Raw genomic sequence first — 24,278 nt, forward strand, 5'->3', positions numbered from 1 at the left:
TTATGCCTCGCCTTTCTCGTCTTTACCAATCACCAGCTTGGTGTCGCTCAGAAACATATAGCGGGGCACCTGCAGATTGTCCGGCGCCGGCTTGTTCTTGAACACGCGGCCGGCCATGTCGAAGGTGGAACCGTGGCAAGGGCAGAGGAAGCCGCCTTCCCAGTCGTCCGGCAGCGACGGCTGCGGGCCGGGGGTGAATTTGGAGGAGGGCGAGCAGCCCAGGTGGGTACAGATGCCGACCGCGACCAGCAGCTCGGGCTTGCGCGAGCGCCATTCGTTGCGGGCGTATTCCGGGGTGAATTCGTCGGGATTGCGCTTGGATTCAGCGTCGGCCACTTTGCCGTCGGTTTTCTTCAGCGACGCCACCATTTCCGGCGTGCGCTTGAGGATCCAGACCGGCTTGCCGCGCCATTCCACGGTTTTCATTTCACCGGGATTGAGTGCGGAGATATCTACTTCGACCGGCGCACCGGCCGCTTTCGCGCGCTCGGAGGGCTGGAAGGTGCTTACTAATGCGCCTGCGGTGCAAAGACCTACGACACCGCCGGCAGCGCCTGTTGCTACAAGCAAACCACGACGGCCTGAATCGACCTGCTTTTCGTTACCCATACAAACCCCAATCAGTCAAAGTGCGAACAAAATCTTGAGAACTGTGTACAAACCTGAAAGCTGACAACTGGAAAAAGCACGAAATCCAGCAACCTTACATTATAAGGTATGCATTATGCAAATTAAAACACCAAGCTTGCCCGATGCCCAATTGTCAGCCGGTCTGCGCACCGCTCGCGCGGCGATGATAGAAGGTAGGGCGGTGAGCAGAAATTGATGTAGGTCAATTTATAGCGTAATTCGGCTTGTAAATGCGTAAACGGCAAGCGTGTTTGGAATCCAATTGAAAAAATAGTATGATCCAAGCGCAGTTTTGTTCACAATTGACCACACAGCGAGGATAATAATATGACAATGATGCAAGAATTCAAAGAATTCGCGATGAAGGGCAACGTGGTCGATCTGGCGGTCGGCGTGATCATCGGCGGCGCCTTCGGCAAGATTGTCGATTCGCTGGTGGCCGATGTCATCATGCCGCCGGTCAGCAAATTGTTCGGCGGCCTGGACTTCGCCAGCTACTATATTCCGCTCAACGGCCAAGCCACCGGCCTGAGCCTGGTGGAAGCGAAAAAGCTGGGCGCCGTGCTGGCCTACGGTAATTTCGCCACGATCCTGTTGAACTTCATCATCCTGGCGTTTGTCATCTTCCAGATGGTACGCTTGATGAACAAGGCGCGGAACCTGGGTCTGAAACGCGACGCTGCCGCCGCTGCGGCCGAGCCGCCGGCGCCGATTCCGGAAGACATCGTGCTGCTGCGCGAGATCCGCGACTCCCTCAAAAAATAAAAGGATGCGGCCGCCCCGGCGGCTGGCTGGACTGTGATGCGACGACTCTGGTTATTGTTTGCGCAAACGGTGACCGTCGTACTGGCACTGTATTTCGTCTACACGGCGGTGGGCCCGGAGCGGGCGGCGCCGGTGCGCGTGCAGCAAATGGGCAGCGTCGAGCATCCGGCCGCCATGCTGGAGGCGGCGCCGTCCAAGCCGCCGCTGTCGGCGGGCGGCTCCTACCGGGCGGCGGCGGCGCGCGCCATGCCGGCCGTGGTCAACATCCTCACCAGCAAGAAACCCAAGCGCGGCAAGCATCCGCTGATGCGCGACCCCTTCTTCAAGAAATTCTTCGGCGACCGCGACGACGACGGCGAAGATGAATCGAGCCTCGGTTCGGGCGTGATCGTTTCGGCGCAGGGCTACATCCTCACCAACAACCACGTGGTGGAGGCGGCCGACGAAATCGAGGTGGTGCTGGCCGACGGCCGCAAGGCCGCCGCCAAGCTGGTCGGCACCGACCCGGAGACCGACCTGGCGGTCATCAAGATCTCGCTGGAAAAGCTGCCGGTGATCGTGCTGGGCCAGGCCGAGCAGGCGCAGGTCGGCGACGTGGTGCTGGCCATCGGTAACCCCTTCGGCGTGGGCCAGACGGTGACCATGGGCATCATCTCCGCGCTGGGCCGCAACAACCTGCACATCAACCATTTCGAGAACTTCATCCAGACCGACGCCGCCATCAACTTCGGCAACTCGGGCGGGGCGCTGGTGGACGCCAGCGGCAACCTGCTGGGCATCAATTCGGCGATTTATTCGCAGACCGGCGGTTCGGTCGGCATCGGCTTCGCCATCCCGGTGACCACGGCCAAGTCGGTGATGGAAGCCATCATCAAATCGGGCCACGTGGTGCGCGGCTGGATCGGCGTGGAAAGCCAGGAAATCACGCCGGAACTGGCGGCCAGCTTCGGGCTGACGCGGCAGAGCGGCGCCATCATTGCCGGCGTGGTGCGCAACGGGCCGGCCGACAAGGGCGGCATCAAGCCGGGCGACATCCTGCTGTCGGTGGACGGCAAGCCGGTGGCCGACACCAACAGCATGCTCAACCTCATCGCCCAACTTGTTCCTGGCGGAAAAGCTAAAATGACGGTCCTGCGGAAAAACAAAGAAGCGACGCTGGACATCACGGTCGGCAAGCGGCCGGCCAACCCGAAATAAGGACATCAATGCATCTGCGCGACCTGACCCAATACCTGCGTGAGCTGGCGGACAACAACAACCGTCCGTGGTTCATCATGAACAAGCCGCGCTACGACATCCTGCGCGAAGAATTCCTGGAGGTGGTGACGCAGATGATTGCGGAACTGGGCAAGTTCGATCCGCAGGTGAAGTTCAGCAATCCGAAGAAGGCCATGTTCCGCATCAACCGCGACGTGCGTTTCGCGCATGACAAAAGCCCGTACAAGACGCGCTTCTCGGCGGCGGTGGCGCCGAACGACATGCGCCGTCCGAGCAAGGCCGGCGGTCCCACCTACTACATGCAGATCGATGGCAGCGGCAAGCTGCTGTTCGGCGCCGGCGAATACATGCCGCCGCCGCACCGCCTGAAAGCGCTGCGCCAGCACATGGTGGACGACGCGGCCGGCTTCAAGAAAGTGCTGAAGAACAAGAAGCTGGTGGCGACCTACGGCGACATCCAGGACGAAGGCAAGCTGATGCGTCCGCCGAAAGGCTTCGACCCGGAGCACGAGCACATCGAATACATCAAGCTGAAGAGCTTCTTCGTCTGGACTGAGATCGACCTGCAGCTGAACAAGCCGGAGCTGCTGGTGCCGACCCTGGCGGCCGGCCTCAAGGATGCCTTGCCACTGGTAACGTGGATGCGCGCCGCCAAAGAAGAACCGGCCGAAGAATAATCCGGGGTCAGGTCCTCCATTGCTACACGAGCTCTGCCCTAGGCGTGTCTAGGGCAGAGCTCGTGTAGCAATGGAGGACCTGACCCCGGATTTTACTCCCCGCGCGGGTCGCGGGAGAGCAGGCGGGCGACCATCGCTTGCGGCTGGTCGCCGTCGAACAGCACGCCGGCTACGGCGTTGGTGATCGGCATCTCGACGCCCAGACGTGCCGACAGTTCGCGCACGGCCTTGGCGCAGGGCACGCCTTCGGCCACATGGCCCAGCTCCTGCACGATCACATCCAGCGCCTTGCCCTGCGCCAGGCCCAGCCCGACGCGACGGTTGCGCGACAGGTCGCCGGTGCAGGTCAATATCAAATCGCCCATGCCGGTCAGGCCCATGAAGGTTTCGGTCTGGCCGCCCAGAGCCACGCCCAGGCGCGTGATTTCCGCCAGCCCGCGCGTGATCAGCGCGGCGCGCGCGTTCAGGCCCAGGCCCAAACCATCGGCCGCGCCGGTGGCGATGGCCAGCACGTTTTTCACCGCGCCGCCCACTTCCACGCCCACCAGGTCTTCGCTCGAATACACGCGTACATTGCCGCCATGGACGGTTTCCACCACGCAGGCGCGCAAGGCCGCCGATGCCGAGGCGATGGTCAGCGCGCACGGCAGGCCCTTGGCCACTTCCTGCGCAAACGACGGGCCGGACAGCGCGCCGCCGGCCACCGCGTCGCCCAGCACTTCGCGCACGATCTGGTGCGGCAGCAGGCCGGTTTCGTATTCAAAGCCCTTGCACAGCCACACCACGTTGGGAATCGCGCGGCCCTTGAGCTGTTGCAGCAGTGGACGCAGGCCCGCCACAGGGCAGGCCGCGATCAGCAGGCTGCCGGGCTCGGCCACGTGGGCCAGCGCGGCGTCGAAATTGGCCGCTACTTGCAGCCGGTCGGGGAAGGCGTAGCCGGGCAGGTAGCTGTTTTCGCGCGCCACGGCCATCGCCTGCAGGGCGGCGGCGTTGCGGCCCCACAGCAGCACGTCGTGACGCTGGGCCAGCGCCATGGCCACGGCCGTGCCCCAGGCGCCTGCGCCGAGCACGCTCACCTTGCGGGCTGCGCCCGTCTGTTTGCTAGTGTTTTCTTGCATGGGATCTCATTCGACGCGTGGGAGGCGCCGCTACGGCAATTATATGCCCCAGACTTCGGAAGTCTTGACGTAACCGATCAGGCCATCGCGATGACGCACCTTGATCCAGCCACCGGCCACCGATTCGTTCAGTTCCAGCAGCACGCCTTTGTCGGCGGTGAAGACGGGGTTGGCGCTGTCGTCCGGCGTGGCGCGCACTTTCAGATTGGCGCTGCGCACGATGACGTTGCGCTTGGCGCTCAGGCCCTTGGCCTCGGTCCAGGCCAGTTCGCCGTTGACGTCGCGCACCTTCAGCCATTCGCCGTAGGCCAGCACCACTTCCAGTGGTGCGCCGCGCGGTACGACAAACAGTTTGCCCCCCTTGGTCGACGGCGCGTCGTACAGGATCACGGGCGCGGCGCCTACCGTTTTGAAATCGTAGGCCTGACTGGCGGCAGCGGCCAGCGTCATGGTCAGCGCAGCGATTAAACGGGGAAATGTCATGGTGTACCTTGAGAGGGGAAACTGCCGCCGGACGAGCGCCCGGCGGCGTAGTGCTGCTTGAATTGCTGCTTAGTGCGTTGCGTCGGCTGCTGGGGCAGCTGCGGCCGCTTCAGCGATGGCTTGCTGACGCTGCTGGTAGAACACTTCGAAGTTGATCTCGGCCAGGTGCACTGGCGGGAAGCCGGCACGGGTGATCACGTCGGCGATGTTGGCGCGCAGGTATGGATAAACGATGTTCGGGCAGCCGATGCCCAGCAGTGGATCCAGCTGTTCGGCTGGAATGTTGCGGGCTTCGAAGATGCCGGCTTGCTTGCCTTCTACCAGGAACGCGACTTTGTCTTTGACTTTGGCGGTCACGGTGATGGTGACGGTCGATTCGAAGATGCCGTCGGCCAGTGGCTCGGCGCCAACGTCCAGGGCGACTTCGATGGTCGGTGCTTCCTGCTCCAGGAAGATCGACGGCGAGTTCGGTTGTTCCAGCGACAGGTCTTTCAGGTAGACGCGTTGGATTTGGAATACTGGTTGCAGGTTTTCTTCAGACATGGAACGCTTTCGTTATAGTGAAAACGAGCGGCACGGGCCGCTCTGGATATGTTTGCTTGGTATGGCTAGAAGACAGCTCAAATCACACGCGAAGGCAATTGTATCAAAACCATTATGGTTTCAAAGGGCTTTCCGCCTGCCGCACGTTGTATTTGGGGTCCGTTAAGCATTTAACAAGGGGGCGAGGCCGCCCGCCTGGTCCAGCGCATACAAATCGTCGAAGCCACCCACGTGGGTGTCGCCGATGTAGATTTGCGGCACGGTGCGACGACCGGTCTTTTGCATCATGGTGATGCGCTGTTCCGGGTCCAGATCCACGCGAATCTTCTTCAGGCCGGTCACGCCCTTGGCTTCCAGCAGACGTTCGGCGCGGATGCAATATGGGCATACGGCGGTGGTGTACATGATTACTTCGGCAGTCATCTCACTCTCCTCCAGTTATTTGGCCAGCGGCAGGCCGGCTTTTTGCCATGCGGCAATGCCTCCCGCCAGGTTGACCACGTCGGCAAAGCCGGCTTTGCCCAGCTTGGCTGCGGCGGCCGAGCCGCGCGCGTCGCTCTTGCCCACCACGATCAGGCTGCGGCTCTTGAACTTGTCCAGTTCCTTCAGGCGATTGTCGAGTTCCGCCAGTGGGATGTTTTTGGCTTCCGGCAGGTGGCCTTCGGCGTATTCCTTGGCATCGCGTACATCCACAATGGTGGTTTTACCGCGATTAATCAACAGTGTGATGTCTTGCGGCGTGCCGCGTTTGCCGCGTACGGTCAGGGTCGGCCACAGCAGGGCGCCGCCGGAAACCAGCACGATGGCGATCAGAAAAATATTATCAATGAAGAATTTCACAGGAATCCAATGGTTGAACTTAATCTGCGCATTATAAAATAGAAGCTGTAATAGTTCTCAAAGCACCGGTTTTCCAACTTTTCCTGAAAAGATAGTCCACATGTACAAAATCGTTTTCATGCGCCACGGCGAATCCACCTGGAACCTGTCGAACCGTTTCACCGGCTGGACCGACGTCGATCTGACCGAAAAAGGCATCAAAGAGGCCAAGCTGGCCGGCCAGCTGCTGAAGGAAGGCGGTTACACCTTCGACCTGGCCTACACCTCGGTGCTGAAGCGCGCCGTGCGCACGCTGTGGCTGGCGCTGGACGAAATGGACATGATGTACCTGCCGATCAAGAACGATTGGCGCCTGAACGAGCGTCACTACGGCGCCCTGCAGGGCCTGGACAAGGGCGAGACCGCCGCCAAGTATGGCGACGAGCAAGTGCTCGTTTGGCGCCGCAGCTACGACACGCCACCGCCGGCCCTGGAAGAGAGCGACGACCGCGCCTCGTTCAACGATCCGCGCTACGCCGGCCTGTCGAAAGAGCAGATCCCGCTGACCGAGTGCCTGAAAGACACCGTGGCCCGCGTGATGCCGGCCTGGGATGAGGAAATCGCCCCGGCTATCCGCGCCGGCAAGAAAATCCTGATTTCGGCCCACGGCAACAGCCTGCGCGCCGTGATCAAGATGCTCGACGGCATCAGCGACAGCGACATCGTCGGCCTGAACATTCCGAACGGCACGCCGCTGGTGTACGAGCTGGACGCCGACCTGAAGCCGATCCGTCACTACTACCTCGGTGACGCCGACGCTATTGCCGCCGCGCAAGCTGCTGTAGCGAACCAGGGCAAGGCCAAGTAATTTGTCTCCTTCCCCGTTCCAGAAGTTAAGCGCCGCGACAGCGTTATTGCTGATGATGTGGACGAACGGCGCCCAAGCTGCGCCGTTCGCCAAGGCGACCGAGCGCAGCAAGCAGAAAGCGGTGGCCGAGGCCGAGCGCGTCGGCTTGCAGCAAAAGCTGTCCACGCTCAAGAAAGACATCAGCAAGACGGAAAGCGCCAAGGACGACGCGGCCGATACCCTGGCCGAGTCGGAGCAGGCGATTTCCGACGCCAACCGCGCGCTGCGCGACCTGCAGCAGGAGCAGGGCGATACCAATATCAAGCTGCAACAGCTGTCGTCGGTGCACGACAAGCTGGCGGCCACGGTCGCCCAGCAGAAGCAGCAGCTGGCCAAGTTGCTGCGTGAGCAGTACGTGGCCGGGAACGAGGACCGCATCAAATTGCTGCTGTCGGGCGATAACCCGAACCGCATCAACCGCGATCTGCAGATGATGGCCTATGTCTCGCAGGCACAGGCACGCCTGCTGGAGTCGCTGCGCGCCAACCTGAAGGCGGTCGAGGTCAATCAGGAAGAGGCGCAGAACGCCAAGGATGAGCTGGAAGAAATCGCCGGCGAACAATTGCAACAGAAAGCCAAGCTGGAGCAGGAGAAGGCGCGTCGCACCGCCCTGTTGACCACTTTGTCGAAGAAACTGGTGGCCCAGCGCAAGGAAGCGGGCAATATCGAGCGCGACGAGCAGCGCATGGCCGGGCTGGTCGACAAGCTGAACAAGCTGATCGCCGAGCAGGCCATTGCCGCCGCCGCCGAGAAGAAGCGCCAGGAACAACTGGCCGCCGCCCGCGCCGCCGCCAAGGCCAAGGCGGACGCCGACGCCCGCGCGCTGGCCAAGGCCAAAGCCGCCGAGGCGGACCGTCAGCGTTTGGCCAAGGCCAACAACAATAACGTCAAATCCGGCGCCATCAAGCCGGCCGTGCCCAATCCCGCCGATGCGATCGACGCCGACGAGCCGAAGGTGGCTGCCGGCCGGCCGGGGGCGAGTCCGGCGCCGGGTCCGAATTCGGGAGCGAACGCGGGCGCGGCATCCGGCACAGGTTCAGTCGCGGTCGCACCAGTGGCCGCCGTGCCGCAGGAACCGATCGCACCACCGGCCAAGGCGGCCGACATCGCGCTGGCGCCCGCCGCGCCGGCCGGCGCCTTCTCCAGCCTGAAAGGCCAGTTGCGCGCGCCGGTGAGCGGCAAGGTGGCCGCCAAGTTCGGCTCCAAGCGCGGCGACGGCCCGAGCTGGAAGGGCGTCTTCATCCGCACCGCCGAAGGCGCCGACGTGCACTCGGTGGCCGGCGGACGGGTGGTGTTCGCCGACTGGCTGCGTGGCTTCGGCAACCTGATCATCGTCGACCACGGCGGCCAGTACATGAGCATCTACGGCAATAACCAGTCGCTGCTAAAACGGGCCGGCGACATCGTCAAGGCCGGCGACCCGATTGCCAGCGCGGGTAACAGCGGCGGCAATGAGGAATCGGGGCTATACTTTGAACTTCGCCATCAGGGCGCGGCATTCGATCCGGCTGGCTGGGTCAAGTTTTAGGGTTTGCGGAAAAAATGGGCAACAAAGTCAAGAACATCGGCCTCATCGGCCTCGGTATGGTGGCTGGTGTTGCCGCCTCGTTCCAGTTTTCCGCCATCGCGCAAAAAGTCAGCGGGGCGCCGTTGCCGCTGGAAGAACTGCGCCAGCTGTCCGACGTGTTCGGGCTGATCAAGACCGATTACGTCGAAAACGTCGACGACAAGAAGCTGCTGACCGAAGCCATCTCCGGCATGGTGTCCTCGCTGGACCCGCACTCGGTGTACCTCGATAAAAAAGCCTTCCGCGAAATGCGCGAGACCGTGGCCGGTAAGTTCGTCGGCATCGGCGTGGAAGTGGGCCTGGAAGAGGGCTACATCAAGGTCGTGTCGCCGATCGAGGACACGCCCGCCTTCAAGGCCGGCATCAAGGCTGGCGACGTCATCACCCGCATCGACGGCACCCTGATCAAGGGCATGTCGCTCGATGAATCGGTGAAGAAGATGCGCGGCGAAGTGCACTCCAAGGTCAGCGTCACCATCAGCCGCAAGGACGAGGACAAGCCGTTGGTGTTCAACATCACGCGTGAAGAGATCCGCGTGCAGAGCGTGAAGGCCAAGATCATCGAGCCTGGTTACGCGTGGGTGCGAATCTCGCAGTTCCAGGAACCGACCGTGGACGACATGGCGAAGAAGATCACCGCCCTGTATCAGCAAGACCCGCACATCAAGGGCCTGGTGCTGGACCTGCGCAACGATCCGGGCGGCGTGGTGCCGGGTGCGATCGGCGTGTCGGCCGCCTTCCTGCCGAAGGATTCGGTGATCGTCTCGACCAACGGCCAACTGCTGGCCTCCAAGGAGACCTTCTACGGCCGCCAGGAATTCTACGCGCCGCGCGCCAAGTCCGACCCGCTGGGCAAGCTGCCGGCCGCGTTGAAGGACGTGCCGATGGTGGTGCTGGTGAACGCCGGTTCCGCCTCCGCTTCCGAGATCGTCGCCGGTGCGCTGCAGGACTACAAGCGCGCCACCGTCATTGGGCAGCAGACCTTCGGCAAGGGATCGGTGCAGACGCTGCGCCAGCTGACCGCCGATACCGCCGTCAAGCTGACCACGGCGCGCTACTACACGCCGAAGAACCGCGCCATTCAAGCGCGCGGCATCACGCCGGACCTGCTGGTCGATGAAACGGCCGAAGGCGATGGCCTGAACCGCCTGCGCGTGCGCGAAGCGGACCTGCAAAAACACCTGGGCAACGACAAGGACCCGGAAGGCGAAATCAAGCGCGATCCGCTGGAGAACGAGCAAAGCCTGGCCGTGCTGGCGAAGAAAACCAAGCCGGTGGAATTCGGCTCGAAGGACGACTTCCAGCTGGCGCAGGCGCTGAACCACTTCAAGGGCTTGCCGGTGCAGCTGTCGAAGGCGGAAGTCAAGCCGGCCAACGATGTCGGCGAAACCAAGCCTGACACGACACCGCAGCCGCTGGCCAAGCCGAAAGCGAAATAAATCACACCACGCGCGCCAACGCCGCATAGAGACGATGAACGACTCACAATTGCTGCGCTACTCGCGCCACATCCTGCTCGACGAAATCGGCATCGAAGGCCAGCAAAAGCTGCTGGCCGCGCATGCGCTGGTGATCGGCGCGGGCGGCCTCGGTTCGCCGGCCGCCATGTACCTGGCCTCGGCCGGCGTCGGCCACATCACGCTGGTCGACAACGATACGGTCGACCTGACCAACCTGCAGCGCCAGATTGCCCACACCACCGAACGGGTGGGCCAGCCCAAGGCCGAATCGGCGCGCCTGACGCTGGCGCAGATCAATCCTGAAATCACAATCACCGCACTCAATGAGCGGGTGGACGACGCGCGCCTGGCGGCACTGGTCGCCGCCGCCGACGTGGTGCTCGACTGCACCGACAACTTCGCCACCCGCCACGCCGTCAACCGCGCCTGCGTGGCCGCGCGCAAGCCGCTGGTGTCGGGCGCGGTGATCCGCTTCGATGGCCAGATCAGCGTGTTCGATCCACGCAGCGGCGAGCAGCCTTGCTACTCCTGCCTGTTCCCGCAGGATCAGAAGTTCGAGGACGTGGCCTGCTCCACCATGGGCGTGTTCGCGCCGCTGGTGGGCGTGGTCGGCGCCATGCAGGCTGCCGAGGCGCTCAAGCTGTTGATGGGCGTGGGCGGTTCGCTGGCCGGGCGCCTGATGATGCTCGACGGCCTGCACATGGAATGGACCAGCATCGGCGTGGGCCGCAGCGACGCGTGCCCGGTATGCGCCAACACATAACAACCACAGGGAGAATGAACTTGCTGATGAAACGCCTCGCCGTCTTACCGCTCGCACTGGCCGCCGCCTTCGGCGCGCAAGCCGCCACCACCACCAAATACCTGATCATCTCCGAGATCGCCAACAAGCAGATCGGCCAGCAAATCGTCGAGCGTCAGGATGACGGCCTGACCAAGGTGACCTTCGGCTACAAGGACAACGGCCGTGGCCCGGACCTGGTGGAGCAGTTCCGCGTGGGCGCGGACGGCACCATCACCGAATACGCGGTCAAGGGCAATTCGACCTTCGGCGCGGTGGTGGACGAGCAGTTCAGCCGCAAGGGCGACCAGGCGCAGTGGAAGTCGACCACCGAGCAGGGCGAGAAAACCGTCAGCGGCGCGGCCGCCTACCTGCCGCTGAACAGTTCTTTCGAGGTGGAGTCGATCGCCATTTCGGCGCTGGCGAAAACTCCGGACGCCAAACTGGCCCTGCTGCCATCGGGCACGCTGTCGCAGCGTGAACTGAACCGCGTGGAAGTCACCAGCGCCACCGGCCAGAAACAGACCGTGCGCCTGCTGGCGCAAACCGGTGTCGGCCTGTCGCCGTCGTTCTACTGGGCCACCAGCGGCGATGCGCCGCGCCTGTTCGCCGTGATCATCCCCGGCTTCGGCAACATGCTGGAAGAGGGCTGGCAAGCCGTGGCGCCGGAATTGGCCAAGCTGCAGAAAGCCGCCGAGCAGCAGATGCTGACCGATGCCGCCGCCAAGCTGCAGCATCCGCTCAACGGTCTGACCGTGGTGCGCAACGCCCGCATCTTCGACAGCGAGAAGGCCGTCGTCGGCCAACCGTCCGATATCTACGTTCTGCGCGGCCGCATCACCTCCGTGCAGCCGGCCGGTGCGCCGGTGCGCGAGGCCGACAACGTGATCGATGCCGCCGGCCGCATCGTGCTGCCTGGCCTGTTCGACCTGCACGGCCACGTGGACCGCTGGGCCAGTGCGCTGGACATGGCGGCCGGCGTGACCAGCGTGCGCGACATGGGCAACGACAACAAGCAGCTGCAGGCGATGATGGACGAAACCGCCGCCGGCAAGCTGCTGGCGCCGCAGGTGGTGCCGGCCGGCTTCCTGGAGGGCGAGAGCCCGTTCAGCGCCAATCTCGGTTACGTCATCAAGGATCTGAAGGAAGCCAAGGACGCCATCGACTGGTACGCGGAACGCGGCTATCCGCAGCTGAAGATTTATAACTCCTTCCCGAAAGCCATCCTGAAGGACACCATCGCCTATGCGCACAGCCGTGGCATGCGCGTTTCCGGCCACATTCCGGCCGGCCTGCGCGCGCAGGAAGCGCTGGATGCGGGCTACGACGAGATCCAGCACATCAACCAGGTGCTGCTGAACTTCCTGGTCAAGCCGGATACCGAAACGCGCAACCTGAACCGCTTCGTGCTGCCGGCCGAGAAAGTGGCGGACCTGGACTTCAATTCCAAGCCGGTGAAGGACTTCGTGGCCTACCTGGCGAAGAAGCAGATCTCCATCGACCCGACGCTGGCCACCTTCGCCTTCCTCAAGCAGCGCGACGGCGACGTCAACGAGCCTTACGCATCGGTGGCTTCGCACATGCCGCCGGACGTGGCGCGCGGTTTCAAGGTCGGCACCATGAAGATCGACGGCGACGCGCAGCTCAAGCGCTACGAGAAATCCTACGCCAAGATGGTGCAGTTCGTCGGCATCATGTACAAGGCCGGCGTGCCTATCGTCGCCGGCACCGACGATATTCCCGGCTTCACGCTGCATTCGGAGCTGGCGCTGCTGGTCAAGGCCGGGCTGACACCGGCGCAGGCGCTGCAGGTTGCCACCCGCAACGGCGCGCGCTACACCCGCACCTCGAATGACCGCGGCAGCATCGCGCCGGGCAAGCTGGCCGATATCGTGCTGGTGGACGGCGACCCGACCAGGAACATCGAAGACGTGCGCAAGGTGTCGGCGGTGATCACGCGCGGTTTCCTGATCTATCCGCAGGAGATCGACGCGGCGCTGGGCATCGCGCCGTTCGTGGGCGATGCGCCGAAAGTGGACAAGAGCGCGACGGCAGTGGTCGAGGTCTACGGCGGCAGCAACGAGGGCGCCCGCGCACGCATCGAAGGCAGCGCCAAAAAACACCATTAAAGCGTAAGGTCTTGTAAAGAAACTGTCATATTAAGAGCTGTTTAAGCGCCAAAGAGGATAAATCACGGCTAAATCGCGACCTGGCATCGCAATGGCCGTGATTCCGCCTTATACTCTGCACTCATTTTTATTTGTGTTATCAAATTATGAAAAAGCTTAATCTCCGCCGCCCAGCCCATCGCCTGCAACGCGGCTTTACGCTGATCGAGATCATGGTGGTGGTGGTCATCATGGGCGTGCTGGCCGCGCTGGTGGTGCCCAAGCTGATCAGCCGCACCGGCGAATCCAAGGTCGCCGCCGCCAAGGTCGACATCGCGACCATCATGCAGGCGCTCAAGCTGTACAAGCTGGATAACCAGCGCTATCCAACCACCGAACAGGGCCTGCAATCGCTGATCGAGAAGCCGACCGGCGGCCCGGCCGCCAACGGCTGGAAGGCCGGCGGTTATGTCGAGAAGATGCCGAAGGACCCGTGGGGCAACCAGTACCAGTATCTGTCGCCGGGCATCAAGGGCGAGATCGACGTGTTCTCCTACGGCGCCGATGGTCAACCAGGCGGCACCGGCGATGACGCCGACATCGGCTCCTGGGATAACTGATCGTTCATCATGCGCCGCGAGCGTGGCTTCACGCTGATCGAACTGCTGGTGGTGATGGTCATCCTGGGCATCACCTTGGGGCTGGTGTCGCTTAACGCGATGCCGGGCCAGAAGCAGTCCATGCAGCAGGACGCCAAGCGCATCGCGCTGCTGCTGCAGCTGGCGCGCGACGAAGCCATCGTCCGCAACCGCCAGATCGCCTTCGAGGCCGGCGCGGAAAACTACCGCTTCATGATCCGCAACGATAACAAGCAATGGGAGCAGGTGACGCAGGACGACCTGCTGCGCGAGCGCGAATTCAAGAACGCGCCCCTGACCCTGATGCTCGACCCAACGCCGGCGCTGCCGGAACCGACGCTGCGCATCATCTTCGGCCGCGAGCCGGTCGACAAACCCTTTGTGCTGACCATGACCGGCAGCGACGGCGGCAGTGTTGCCATCCGCGCCGACGGCATCGGCCACTTCACGGTGGAATAGCATGCGGCCATCATTCAAATCACACACTTCATTCAATCGCGGCTTCACCATGCTGGAGGTGCTGGTCGCGCTGATGATCGTCGCCACCGCGCTGATCGCCTCGTTGCGCGCGGTCGGCAGCCTTACTTCCAACAGCGACGGCCTGCGCGCCAATATGATGGCCACCTGGTCGGCCGAGAACCGGCTGGTGCAAATGCGCCTGTCCAAGGTGTTCCCGCCAATCGGCAAGCAGACCTACGACTGCCCGCAGGGCGATTTGCAGCTGGTGTGCGAGGAAGAGGTCATCGCCAGCCCGAATCCGCGCTTCCGCCGGGTGGAGGTCAGTGTGTACGAGGCTTCGCATCCAGAGCGCCGCATCATCAAGCTGGTCCAACTGGTGCTGAACTCATGACCTCGCGCGCGCGCGGCTTTACGCTGATCGAACTGCTGCTGGCCATCTCGATCCTGGCCATCATCGCGGTGCTGGGCTGGCGCGGGCTCGATAGCATCGTGCGCTCGCGCGAGACGCTGACGGCCGGCATGGACCAGTCGCGCGGCTTGCAGCTGGCCTTCGCGCAAATGCAGAGCGATTGCGAGAACATGGCCATCGGCCCGCTGCTGCGCAACCGCGCCTTCCTGCAGGCGGAAGACAACCGCATCACGCTGGTACGCATGGTGCTGGGCGAGAACCAGCCGACGCGCCTGCAGGTGGTGTCTTACCGCGTGGTGGACGGTGTGCTGACGCGGCGCGAGTCGGCCTCCACGCGCGAGCTGACGCAGCTCGACGGCTTATGGCAGGCCGCCCTGAGTGACACCGATCCCGCCGCCGCCGTGGCGCTGCAGGCGGGCGTGCAGAATATGGTGATGCGCTTCTGGGTCCCCGCCGCCAACAGTGGCGTCGGTGTGGTCAGCAATGCCGGCGGCTGGCGGCCGGCGGCCGGCGCCCTGACTGCGGGGGCGCCCGGCGTGACGGTTCTGCCTACGGGCCTGGAAGTGTCGATCACGCAGCAGGGCCAGGAAATCCCGATGGTGAAGTCCTTCCTGCTGGGGGCACTGTGAAGCTCAAGCGGCAACAAGGCGTGGCCGTGGTGACGGCGCTGCTGCTGACGACACTGGCGGTGACCATCGTCACCAGCCTGTTCTGGCAGCAGCAGGTGCAGGTGCGCTCGATGGAGAACCAGCGCTTGCAATTGCAGACGCGCTGGATTCTGCGCGGTGCGCTGGACCTGAGTCGCCTGATTCTTAACCAGGACTTGAGCGACAGTTTGCAAGTGACGCAGCTCAACGGCGTGTGGGCCACGCCGCTGGAGGAGACGCGGCTGGATGATTATGTCGAGCGGGAGCGCATGCAGGGCGAGAACTTCGACGCCACCCTGTCCGGCCGCATGACGGATGCGCAGGGCCGCTACAATCTCGCCAACCTGGCGGCCAGCGGGCAGCCGGTTGCCGCCGAGGTGGAGGTGTTCGAGCGCCTGCTGACCAACCTGCGGCTCGATTCCGGCCTGGCGGTCGCCGTAGCGGAGCTGGTGAAGAACGCCACGCCGCCTGCGTCGCGACCGCCGGACGGAACGCAGCCTGTCGCGACCACCACGACCACCGCCACCAATCAGCCCATCGGCCTGGTGCGGGTGGAGGATTTGCTGGCGGTGAGCGGCTTTACGCCGCAGGCCATTGAACAGCTGCGCGACTATGTCATCATACTGCCGGAAAGCGGCACCAAGCTGAATGTGAACACCGCGCCGGCGGAACTGCTGTCGGCATTGGTGCCAAACCTGTCGTTGTCGGATGCGGCGGCGTTGGTCAATTCGCGCAAGACTGCCTGGTACCTGAGCGCCACAGGCTTCACGGGGCAGTCCCAGATGAGCGGCAAGACCATTACGGCAGGTTGGGACGTGCGCAGCAATTACTTCCTGGCGTACAGCCGGGTGAGGCTGGACCGGGCGACGCTTGAAACGCAGGCGCTGCTGAAGCGGGCGCCGACGCAGCCCATTACCTCGGTGGTATGGATACGGGAATACTAGAACAGCGATGAACGAAAGCGAGATCCTTTGACTACACTATTTATCCGCTATCCGGCCAAGGCCAGCGTCGACAGCGGCGCGGCCCAGACCTGCCCGTTCGCGCTGGTGGGCGATGGCGGCAATCTGCTGCAGCAGGGCGCTGCGCCGCTGGGGAACCTGACGGATATGGTGGCCTCCGCGCGCCGCGTGGTGCTGCTGCTGGCCGCATCGGACACCACGCTGTTGCGGGTCAAGGCGCCGCCGCTGTCGGCCGCCAAGCTCAAGGCCGCGCTGCCGGCGCTGGTGGAAGAACATGTGCTGGGCGATCCGGCCGACTGCGTGCTGGCCGCCACCGCTGAAGACAGCGAAGGCCTGCGCACCGTGGCCGTGGTGCAGCGCGCCTGGCTGGACGTGCTGGTCAAGGCGCTGCTGGCGCAAGGCGCGCACGCCGTGTCGGCGGTGCCGTCGCAACTGTGCCTGCCGTTCCAGCCGGGCGCCGTCTCGGCCACGCTGCTGCAGGGCGACGCCGGCTATGACCTCATCATGCGCCAGTCGCAGCACGAAGGCCTGGGCCTGACGCTGCCGGCGCAGCCGCTGGCGGCGCTGCAGACATTGCGCGCGCTGGCCGGCGAGCAGCCGGTTACGCTGTACCTGCACGCGGCGCAAATGGCGCAGTTCGCGCCGCTGGCGGTCGAGGTATCGCACCTGACATTGGAAGAAGACCACTGGGCGCACTGGGTGGCGGCGGCGCGCGGCGCCGGCCTCGATCTGGTGCCGGCGCTGGGCGCCGGCGGCTCCTCCGCACGCGCATGGCAGCGCTGGCGCTGGCCGCTGCGCATCGCCGTGCTGGCGCTGCTGGTCAACGTGGTGGGCATGAATATCGAGTGGATGCGCCTGAAGAACCAGGCCAAGGTGGTGACCCAGTCCATGACCCAGACCTTCAAGTCGGTGTATCCGAAAGAACCGCTGGTGGCCGCGCCGATGGACCAGATGGCGCGCAACGTTCGTCTGGCCAAGGCCAATAGCGGCCAGACCGGCGCCGACGAATTCGTCAGCCTGAGCGCCGCCTTCGGCGAAGCGCTGGGCGCGCTGCCGCGCCGCGACATCATCGCCACGCTGGAATACAAGGACCGCGCGCTGGTGGTCAAGGTCAAGCCCAACACCGTGGACGCGGCGGCGGCGGCGCAGTTGCGCGCCGCGCTGGCCGGCCGCAATCTGGACATGCAGGAATCAACGCCGGGCAGCTGGAAGATTATTCCCGCCGCCGGAGGAAAATCATGAGCAAGACGAATCCATTCCAGGAACTGCGCCTGCGCGCCGACGCCTTCTGGCAGGTGCGCACCGAGCAGGAACGCAAGCTGCTGCGCATCGGCGGCATCGTGGTCGGCCTGGGCCTGTTCTACGGCGTGCTGGTCGACCCGGCGCTGACGGGCCGCGCCACGCTGCAGAAAACGCTGCCGGAGCTGCACCAGCAGGCCGCCGAAATGCAGAACATGGCGCGCGAGGCGCAGGCGCTGCAAGGCCAGAACAATATCGCGCCGACGCCGATGACGCGCGATAACCTCACCGCCGGCCTGACCGCGCGCGGCCTCACGGCGCAATCGTTCAACGTCACCGGCGACTACGCCAAGGTCCAGTTCAACGGCGTGCAGTACGCGGCGCTGGTGGCATGGCTGGATGCGATCCGCGTTGAAAGCCGCATCGCCGTCACCGAGGCCAGTTTCACCGCGCAGGATGCGCCGGGCGTGGTGAATGCCAGCCTGACGCTGCGCCAGGGAGCCCGATGAAGCGCGCCGTGCTATGGTTGCTGACCATCGCGCTGACGATGGCCGCAACGTTGCTGGTGTTTTTCCCGGCCACCTGGCTCGGTTCCATCGTCGAGCAGCGCACCGGCGGCCGTTTGACGCTGGGGGACGCGCAAGGTACGCTGTGGCGCGGTTCGGCCTTTGTCGGCGGTGCGGCGGGCAACAACGGCCCGGTGACGCCGCTGCTGCCGGGCCGCTTCAGCTGGAAGATTTCGCCGCTGGCGCTGGTCGGCATGGTCGACATGCAGCTGGAGAACCCGCAGGCGTTGGCGCAGCCGGTGACCTTCCGGGGCGGCTGGTCGCAATGGCAACTGAGTCCGTCGGCGCTGCTGCTGCCGGCCGAAGGCCTGTCCGGCCTGGGCGCACCGCTCAACACCATGGCGCCCAGCGGCAGCATGCGCTTGTCGTGGACCGGCCTGGAACTGGCACTGCTCAATCGCCAGGTCAGCGTTGAAGGCCGCACCACGCTGGAGATGAGCGACATGGCCTCGCGCCTGTCGTCGATCCGCCCGCTGGGCAGTTACACGCTGACGCTGGACTGGCATGGCCAGCAGGCGCAGTTGGCGCTCAGCTCCGTCAAAGGGCCGCTGCTGTTGAGCGGGCGCGGAAGCTTGAACAACGGCCGCCTGCAGTTTTCCGGCCAGGCCGAGGCAGCACAAGGATACGATGAGACGTTGGCCAATCTGTTGAATTTGCTGGGCCAGCGCAAGCCAGGTAATGACCGTAACGTGATCGCTTTAGAGTTCCATTAAAGATAAAGTTCAGACTATGAAAAACCAGTTCGTTAGCCCATCCCGTCTTCCTGCGCTGCGCCGCCTGAGCGCAGGTGCGATGCTGTGCTGCGCGGTCAGCGCCGCCGCACCGACCGCTGCCTTGCTGCTGCCTGCGTTGGCGCATGCCGCCGCAGACGACGCCGCGCTGAACTTTGTCGGCGCCGATATCGAGTCGGTCATCAAGGCGGTGGGGCACTACACCAACATCACCTTCGTGATCGATCCGCGCGTGAAAGGCACGCTGACCGTGGTGTCGGAAAAGCCGGTCACCAAGTCGCAGGCATTCAGCCTGCTGACCTCCGCGCTGCGCCTGCAAGGCTACGCCGTGGTCAGCGGCGACGGCTTCGCCAAGGTGGTGCCGGAAGCGGACGCCAAGCTGCAGGCCAGCCCGACGCAGGTGGATGCGCCACAGGCCAAGGGCGACCAGATCGTCAGCCAGATCTTCCGCCTCAATTACGAATCGGCTGCCAACGTGGTGACCGTGCTGCGGCCTTTGATCTCGCCGAACAACACCATCAACGCCAACCCTGGCAACAATACCGTGGTGGTGACCGATTACGCCGACAACATCAAGCGCCTGGCGAAAATCGTCGCCGCGCTCGACGCGCCGGCGGTGGCCGACCTGGACGTGATCCCGGTGCGCTACGCCATCGCCAGCGACCTGGCGACCATGATCAACAAGTTGATGGACGCCGGCGCCGCCGCAGATGGCGGCAAGACCACCGTGCTGGCCGACCCGCGCACCAATTCGCTGGTGCTGCGTGCGCCGTCGGCGGCGCGCTCCAACCTGGCCAAGTCGCTGATCGCCAAGCTCGATCAGCCGACGCAGCAACTGGGCAATGTGCACGTGGTCTACCTGAAGAACGCCGAAGCGGTGAAGCTGGCGCAGACCCTGCGTTCGGTGGTGTCGGGCGAGGTGGGGCAGCAGGGCAGCGGCACCGGTAGCGGCACGGGCACCGGCACCGGTAGCCAGAACAACAGCGGCAACAGCGGTGGCTTCGGCAGCAATAGCACCAGCGGCAGCGGCAATTCGTCCACCGGTGGCAGCAGCGGTCCTAGCAATCCTCTGCTGAGCGGCTCGAACAGCCAGCAGCAGGGCAGCGGCGGCGGCTCCGGTGGCGCAGGCTTCATCCAGGCCGACGCCTCGACCAACACCCTGATCATCACGGCGCCGGAATCGGTGTACCGCAATATGCGCGCGGTGATCGACCAGCTGGACGTGCGCCGGGCGCAGGTCTACATCGAATCGCTGATCGTTGAAGTTACGTCCGACAAGGCCTCCGAGTTCGGCGTGCAGTGGGTCGGCGCCTCGGGCGACGCCAATAGCAAATACCGCATCGGCGGCGTGCAGTCGTTCACCACCAGCGGCACCGACAGCGCGCTGACCTCGATCTACGCCAACAACGGCGCCGGCATCCCGAACAACGGCCTGTCGATCGGCATCTTCAAGCAGATTGGCGGCGCGCTGGGACTGGGCGCGCTGGCGCACTCGCTGGAATCGGACGGCAACGCCAACATCCTGTCGACGCCGAACATGGTCACGCTGGACAACGAACTGGCCACCATCCGCGTCGGCCAGAACGTGCCTATCCTGACCGGCCAGTACACCACCACCTCCGGCACCAACAGCAATCCGTTCCAGACCATCGACCGCAAGGACGTCGGCCTGACGCTGAAAGTGCGTCCGCAGATTTCCGAAGGCGGCACCATCAAGATGGCGATCTACCACGAGACGTCGAGCGTGGATAAATCGACGCTGACCGCCGCTTCCGGCATCACCCTGAACAACCGCGTCATCGAGAACAACGTGATCGCCGACGACGGCCAGATCATCGTGCTGGGCGGCCTGATTGAAGACACCGAAGGTGACGGCACCGACAAGGTGCGCGGCCTTGGCGACATCCCGATACTGGGCAATCTGTTCAAGTCGCAGTCGCGCACCCGCAAGAAGACCAACCTGATGGTGTTCCTGCGCCCTGTGGTGATTCGCAACAAGGAGCAAAGCATCAGCCTGGCCACCGACCGTTACGACTACATGCGCACGCAGCAGGAAGCCATCAAACCGCCGGACACCATCCTGGTGAAAGACCTGGGCCAGCCTATCCTGCCGAAGCTGGAGAACGGCGCCCCGGTCACCGGTGGTCCGGTCGCCGCGCCGGTGCCGCCGGCGCCGCTGCCGCTGCGCATTCCGGGCGGTGCATCGAACCTGCAGCCAGCGCCGCAACAGTGATCACAGCGATATGAGCAATCTTCTCCCTTACGCCTTCGCCCGCGACTTCGTGGTGCTGGCCCAGCACAGCGACGATGCCGAAAACACCGTCGATGTGCTGATGTGCGGCGCCACCGCACCGGCCGCCATCGCTGAAGTGTCGCGCCGTTTCGGCCGCATCCAACTGAAACAGATGACGCGCGCCCACCTGGAAGCCGCCATCGCCACGGCCTACGCCAGCTCGGGCGGCAACGCCTCCATGGTGGCCGAGGAATTCGACGCCGACCTCGATCTGACCAAGCTGCTGCAGGACGTGCCGGCCATCGAAGACCTGCTGGAATCGTCCGACGACGCGCCGGTGATCCGCATGATCAACGCGCTGCTGACGCAGGCGCTGCGCGACAGCGCCTCCGACATCCACATCGAACCGTTCGAGCAGACCTCGGTGGTGCGCTTCCGCGTCGACGGCACGCTGCGCGATATCGTCCGTCCGCGCAAGGCGATCCACGGTTCGCTGATCTCGCGTATCAAGATCATGGCGCAGCTGGACATCGCGGAAAAACGCTTGCCGCAGGATGGCCGCATCACGCTGCGCATCGGCGGCAAGCCGGTGGACGTGCGCGTCTCGACGCTGCCGACCGGCCACGGCGAACGCGCCGTGCTGCGCTTGCTGGACAAGGAAGCCGGACGCCTCGACCTGAACCACCTCGGCATGAGCGAAGTGATGCTGCCGAAGTTCGACGCGCTGATCAACCAGCCGCACGGCATCGTGCTGGTGACCGGTCCTACCGGCTCCGGTAAAACCACCACGCTGTACGCCGCGCTGTCGCTGCTGAACGCCTCCACCACCAACATCATGACGGTGGAAGACCCGATTGAGTACGACTTGCCGGGCGTGGGCCAGACCCAGGTCAACCCGCGCATCGACATGACCTTCGCCAAGGCCCTGCGCGCCATCCTGCGCCAGGACCCGGACGTGATCATGATCGGCGAGATCCGCGACCTGGAAACCGCGCAGATCGCGGTGCAGGCTTCGCTGACCGGCCACCTGGTGCTGGCCACGCTGCACACCAACGACGCTGCCGCCGCCGTCACTCGCTTGCTGGACATGGGCATCGAACCATTCCTGCTGTCGTCCACATTGCTCGGCGTGCTGGCGCAGCGCCTGGTGCGCAAGCTGTGCCCGAGCTGCAAAACCTACGACGGCAAGTTGTGGCACGCGGTCGGCTGCGAGCATTGCGGCCAGACCGGCTACCAGGGCCGCGTCGGCGTCTACGAATTTCTGGAGACCACGGAGCAGATCCGCGCGCAGATCCACAACCGCGCCTCGGAAGCGGAGATCAAGGCCGCCGCCATCGGCGACGGCATGCAGACCATGCGCGACGACGGCGAGCGCTGGCTGGCCAGCGGCACCACCACGCAGGCCGAATTGATGCGCGTGACCAAGGACTAGAGGACAAGGCATGCCTGCATTCCGTTATGAAGCCGTCGACGCCGGCGGCGCCACCAAGAAGGGCGTCCTGAATTCGGACAGCCCGCGCTCCGCACGCGCCGAGCTGCGTTCGCAGGGACTGGTGCCGCTCAAGGTGGACGCCATCGCCGCGCAGGTCGATTCCTCCGGCATGGCCAAAAGCCGTGGCCTCGGTGAGCGGTTAACCTCGACCGAGCTGGCGCTGTTCACGCGCCAGCTGGCCAGTTTGCTGGAAGCCGGCCTGCCGCTGGAGCAGGCCTTCACCGCCTTGCTGGAGCAGGCCGAACGTCCCTACCTGCGCGACCTGATCGCCTCGGTGCGTTCGGAAGTGATCGGCGGCGATTCGCTGTCCGCCGTGCTGGGACGCCATCCGCGCGACTTCGCCGAGATCTACCGCGCGCTGGTCGCATCCGGTGAGCAGATCGGCCAGTTGTCGCGCGTGCTGTCGCGCCTTGCCGACTACATCGAGCGCCGCAATGCGCTGATCCAAAAGGTGCGGCTGGCGTTCACCTATCCGGCCATCGTCACCGTGGTGGCGTTCTCCATCGTGATCTTCCTGCTGACCTATGTGGTGCCGCAGATCGTGTCGGTGTTCGCCAATACCAAGCAGAAGCTGCCGTTCCTGACGGTGGTGATGCTGGCGGTGTCGGACTTCGTGCGCAACTACGGCATCGTGGTCGGCATCGCCCTGGTCGGCGCCTGGTTCATGTGGCGGCGCGCGTTGCAGAATCCTGTGCTCAAGCGGCGCTGGCATACCTGGCTGCTGACCGCGCCGTTGTACGGCAAGTTCGAACGCAGCCTGAACACCGCGCGCTTTGCCAGCACATTGGCGATCACCACCGGTTCCGGTGTGCCGATCCTGCGCGCGCTGGAAACCAGCCGCGATACGCTCAACAACGTCGCCATGCGCGAGCTGGTGGAAGAGGCCAGCGACGCCGTGCGCGAAGGCGTGAGCCTGGCGCGCGCGTTGTCGGCGCAAAAGCATTTCCCGCCCATGCTGATCCACATGATCCGCGCCGGCGAAATCACCGGCGAGCTGCCGGCCATGCTGGACCGCGCGGCCGCCGCGCAGGAAGCCGATCTGGAACGCCGCACGCTGACCATCGCCGGCCTGCTGGAGCCGGCCCTGATCCTGGCCATGGGCGTGGTGGTGCTGCTGATCGTGCTGGCGGTGCTGATGCCTATTATCGAAATTAATCAGCTGGTACGCTGATCGTCAGGAATACAACAAGGACACCATGAAGCGTTTGCCCTTAATCGTTACTGTTCTCGCCGTGGTGCTGTTGTCCGCATCGCTGGCTTACTGGGGACTGCAGTTGTTCAAGCCGCAGCAGCGCGCCATCGCCGCGCCGCCGCCACCGCCGCCGATGGGCATCAACCTCGATGCGGCCAAGGGCCTGTTCGGTGGCCAGGTGAGCGTGGCCGCCGTCAGCAACTACCATCTGAAAGGCGTGGTCGCCGCACGCGGCAACGATAGCGCGGCCATCATCTCGGTCGACGACAAGCCGGCCGTGGCGCTGGCGGTCGGCAAGGAAGTGGTGCCGGGCGTGATCGTCAAGGAAGTCCATGCGCGGCACGTGATCCTGTCGGAGGGCGGCGTGATCAAACGCGTGGACCTGCCGAGCGACGCCGGCGCGTCCAACGGACCGGCCACCATGCCGGGCCAGCTGACGCCTTTGCCCGCCGCGCCACCGCCGGTGGTGCAGCCGCCGCCGCAGCAACAGCCGCAACAACCAGTGCAGCCGGCGCCGGTGATGCAGTCTTCCGGCCAGGCGCAGCAAAACACGCAGAATCCGCAACCACCGCAACGCGGCATCGCCCCGATGGGCATTCCACCAATTCCCTCCAATGACCGTCAATAGGATGGC

26 protein-coding genes are annotated in these 24,278 nt (G+C 64.3%); 20 read left to right on the plus strand and 6 right to left on the minus strand.

Annotated elements, in window-relative coordinates; all coding sequences use genetic code 11:
* On the minus strand, positions 1 to 609 hold the full coding sequence (petA, locus tag ACXZ1M_RS14820; protein ID WP_459053885.1) for a ubiquinol-cytochrome c reductase iron-sulfur subunit: 609 nt from the start codon (positions 607 to 609) through the stop codon (positions 1 to 3).
* 354 nt (positions 610 to 963) lie between these two features.
* On the opposite strand from petA, the gene mscL reads away from it, so the two are divergent.
* The 3 genes from mscL to ACXZ1M_RS14835 are packed head-to-tail and all read left to right on the plus strand — an operon-like array spanning position 964 to position 3,290.
* Positions 964 to 1,395 (plus strand): large conductance mechanosensitive channel protein MscL, encoded by a 432-nt coding sequence (gene mscL, locus ACXZ1M_RS14825; protein WP_459054023.1) that lies wholly within the window; start codon positions 964 to 966, stop codon positions 1,393 to 1,395.
* A 36-nt stretch (positions 1,396 to 1,431) separates the two neighbouring features.
* Positions 1,432 to 2,592 carry a Do family serine endopeptidase gene (locus ACXZ1M_RS14830; RefSeq protein WP_459053886.1) on the plus strand — a complete coding sequence of 387 codons (1,161 nt, stop codon included), beginning with the start codon at positions 1,432 to 1,434 and terminating at the stop codon, positions 2,590 to 2,592.
* Between the two features lie 8 nt (positions 2,593 to 2,600).
* Positions 2,601 to 3,290, plus strand: a complete 690-nt coding sequence (locus tag ACXZ1M_RS14835) for a DUF2461 domain-containing protein (protein ID WP_459053887.1) — start codon at positions 2,601 to 2,603, stop codon at positions 3,288 to 3,290.
* Between the two features lie 92 nt (positions 3,291 to 3,382).
* On the opposite strand, the gene ACXZ1M_RS14840 is transcribed toward ACXZ1M_RS14835, so the two are convergent.
* The 5 genes from ACXZ1M_RS14840 to ACXZ1M_RS14860 all read right to left on the minus strand — a co-directional run bounded on the left by ACXZ1M_RS14840 (position 3,383) and on the right by ACXZ1M_RS14860 (position 6,274).
* A complete protein-coding gene (locus ACXZ1M_RS14840; protein ID WP_459053888.1) occupies positions 3,383 to 4,408 on the minus strand; it encodes an NAD(P)H-dependent glycerol-3-phosphate dehydrogenase in 1,026 nt (341 codons plus the stop codon).
* Positions 4,409 to 4,447: 39 nt separating this feature from the next.
* The gene (locus ACXZ1M_RS14845; RefSeq protein WP_459053889.1) at positions 4,448 to 4,891 is read right to left on the minus strand and encodes an SH3 domain-containing protein; all 444 of its coding nucleotides are present in this window, start codon (positions 4,889 to 4,891) and stop codon (positions 4,448 to 4,450) included.
* A gap of 69 nt (positions 4,892 to 4,960) precedes the next feature.
* Positions 4,961 to 5,434: a protein-export chaperone SecB gene (gene secB / locus ACXZ1M_RS14850; RefSeq protein WP_373989999.1), complete on the minus strand. Its 474-nt coding sequence runs from the start codon at positions 5,432 to 5,434 to the stop codon at positions 4,961 to 4,963.
* 162 nt (positions 5,435 to 5,596) lie between these two features.
* On the minus strand, positions 5,597 to 5,857 hold the full coding sequence (gene grxC, locus ACXZ1M_RS14855) for a glutaredoxin 3 (protein WP_373990000.1): 261 nt from the start codon (positions 5,855 to 5,857) through the stop codon (positions 5,597 to 5,599).
* A gap of 15 nt (positions 5,858 to 5,872) precedes the next feature.
* Positions 5,873 to 6,274, minus strand: coding sequence for a rhodanese-like domain-containing protein (locus ACXZ1M_RS14860; protein ID WP_459053890.1), 402 nt, complete (start codon positions 6,272 to 6,274; stop codon positions 5,873 to 5,875).
* A gap of 100 nt (positions 6,275 to 6,374) precedes the next feature.
* Between ACXZ1M_RS14860 and gpmA the strand changes: the two genes are divergently transcribed.
* The 17 genes from gpmA (at position 6,375) to ACXZ1M_RS14945 (ending at position 24,272) form a co-directional block, all read left to right on the plus strand.
* Positions 6,375 to 7,121, plus strand: coding sequence for a 2,3-diphosphoglycerate-dependent phosphoglycerate mutase (gene gpmA / locus ACXZ1M_RS14865; protein ID WP_459053891.1), 747 nt, complete (start codon positions 6,375 to 6,377; stop codon positions 7,119 to 7,121).
* 55 nt (positions 7,122 to 7,176) lie between these two features.
* Entirely contained in the window at positions 7,177 to 8,688 is a 1,512-nt protein-coding gene (locus tag ACXZ1M_RS14870) for a murein hydrolase activator EnvC family protein (protein ID WP_459054024.1), read from the plus strand.
* Between the two features lie 14 nt (positions 8,689 to 8,702).
* Positions 8,703 to 10,166 (plus strand): S41 family peptidase, encoded by a 1,464-nt coding sequence (locus ACXZ1M_RS14875; RefSeq protein WP_459053892.1) that lies wholly within the window; start codon positions 8,703 to 8,705, stop codon positions 10,164 to 10,166.
* Positions 10,167 to 10,200: 34 nt separating this feature from the next.
* Positions 10,201 to 10,950 carry a HesA/MoeB/ThiF family protein gene (locus ACXZ1M_RS14880; protein ID WP_459053893.1) on the plus strand — a complete coding sequence of 250 codons (750 nt, stop codon included), beginning with the start codon at positions 10,201 to 10,203 and terminating at the stop codon, positions 10,948 to 10,950.
* A gap of 26 nt (positions 10,951 to 10,976) precedes the next feature.
* Entirely contained in the window at positions 10,977 to 13,097 is a 2,121-nt protein-coding gene (locus ACXZ1M_RS14885; RefSeq protein WP_459053894.1) for an amidohydrolase family protein, read from the plus strand.
* Positions 13,098 to 13,243: 146 nt separating this feature from the next.
* Positions 13,244 to 13,696 (plus strand): type II secretion system major pseudopilin GspG, encoded by a 453-nt coding sequence (gspG, locus tag ACXZ1M_RS14890; protein WP_459053895.1) that lies wholly within the window; start codon positions 13,244 to 13,246, stop codon positions 13,694 to 13,696.
* A gap of 9 nt (positions 13,697 to 13,705) precedes the next feature.
* Positions 13,706 to 14,173 (plus strand): GspH/FimT family pseudopilin, encoded by a 468-nt coding sequence (locus ACXZ1M_RS14895; RefSeq protein ID WP_459053896.1) that lies wholly within the window; start codon positions 13,706 to 13,708, stop codon positions 14,171 to 14,173.
* A 1-nt stretch (position 14,174) separates the two neighbouring features.
* Positions 14,175 to 14,564 (plus strand): type II secretion system minor pseudopilin GspI, encoded by a 390-nt coding sequence (gene gspI, locus ACXZ1M_RS14900; protein ID WP_459053897.1) that lies wholly within the window; start codon positions 14,175 to 14,177, stop codon positions 14,562 to 14,564.
* The gene (locus ACXZ1M_RS14905) at positions 14,561 to 15,211 is read left to right on the plus strand and encodes a PulJ/GspJ family protein (protein WP_459053898.1); all 651 of its coding nucleotides are present in this window, start codon (positions 14,561 to 14,563) and stop codon (positions 15,209 to 15,211) included. Before gspI ends, ACXZ1M_RS14905 begins: the two co-directional genes overlap by 4 nt.
* A complete protein-coding gene (gene gspK, locus ACXZ1M_RS14910) occupies positions 15,208 to 16,173 on the plus strand; it encodes a type II secretion system minor pseudopilin GspK (protein ID WP_459053899.1) in 966 nt (321 codons plus the stop codon). The genes ACXZ1M_RS14905 and gspK overlap by 4 nt, the downstream gene beginning before the upstream one ends.
* A 27-nt stretch (positions 16,174 to 16,200) precedes the next feature.
* Positions 16,201 to 17,433, plus strand: coding sequence for a type II secretion system protein GspL (gene gspL / locus ACXZ1M_RS14915; RefSeq protein WP_459053900.1), 1,233 nt, complete (start codon positions 16,201 to 16,203; stop codon positions 17,431 to 17,433).
* Positions 17,430 to 17,939, plus strand: a complete 510-nt coding sequence (gene gspM, locus ACXZ1M_RS14920; RefSeq protein ID WP_459053901.1) for a type II secretion system protein GspM — start codon at positions 17,430 to 17,432, stop codon at positions 17,937 to 17,939. Before gspL ends, gspM begins: the two co-directional genes overlap by 4 nt.
* Positions 17,936 to 18,709, plus strand: a complete 774-nt coding sequence (locus ACXZ1M_RS14925) for a type II secretion system protein N (protein WP_459053902.1) — start codon at positions 17,936 to 17,938, stop codon at positions 18,707 to 18,709. The genes gspM and ACXZ1M_RS14925 overlap by 4 nt, the downstream gene beginning before the upstream one ends.
* A 16-nt stretch (positions 18,710 to 18,725) precedes the next feature.
* Complete coding sequence (gene gspD / locus ACXZ1M_RS14930) at positions 18,726 to 20,960, plus strand: type II secretion system secretin GspD (RefSeq protein ID WP_459053903.1); 2,235 nt, start codon at positions 18,726 to 18,728, stop codon at positions 20,958 to 20,960.
* Between the two features lie 10 nt (positions 20,961 to 20,970).
* Entirely contained in the window at positions 20,971 to 22,392 is a 1,422-nt protein-coding gene (gene gspE / locus ACXZ1M_RS14935; RefSeq protein WP_459053904.1) for a type II secretion system ATPase GspE, read from the plus strand.
* Between the two features lie 10 nt (positions 22,393 to 22,402).
* On the plus strand, positions 22,403 to 23,623 hold the full coding sequence (gene gspF, locus ACXZ1M_RS14940; protein WP_459053905.1) for a type II secretion system inner membrane protein GspF: 1,221 nt from the start codon (positions 22,403 to 22,405) through the stop codon (positions 23,621 to 23,623).
* Positions 23,624 to 23,648: 25 nt separating this feature from the next.
* Positions 23,649 to 24,272 (plus strand): type II secretion system protein N, encoded by a 624-nt coding sequence (locus ACXZ1M_RS14945; RefSeq protein ID WP_459053906.1) that lies wholly within the window; start codon positions 23,649 to 23,651, stop codon positions 24,270 to 24,272.
* Positions 24,273 to 24,278: the final 6 nt, after the last annotated feature.

The sequence above is a fragment of the Duganella paludis genome (assembly GCF_054461335.1).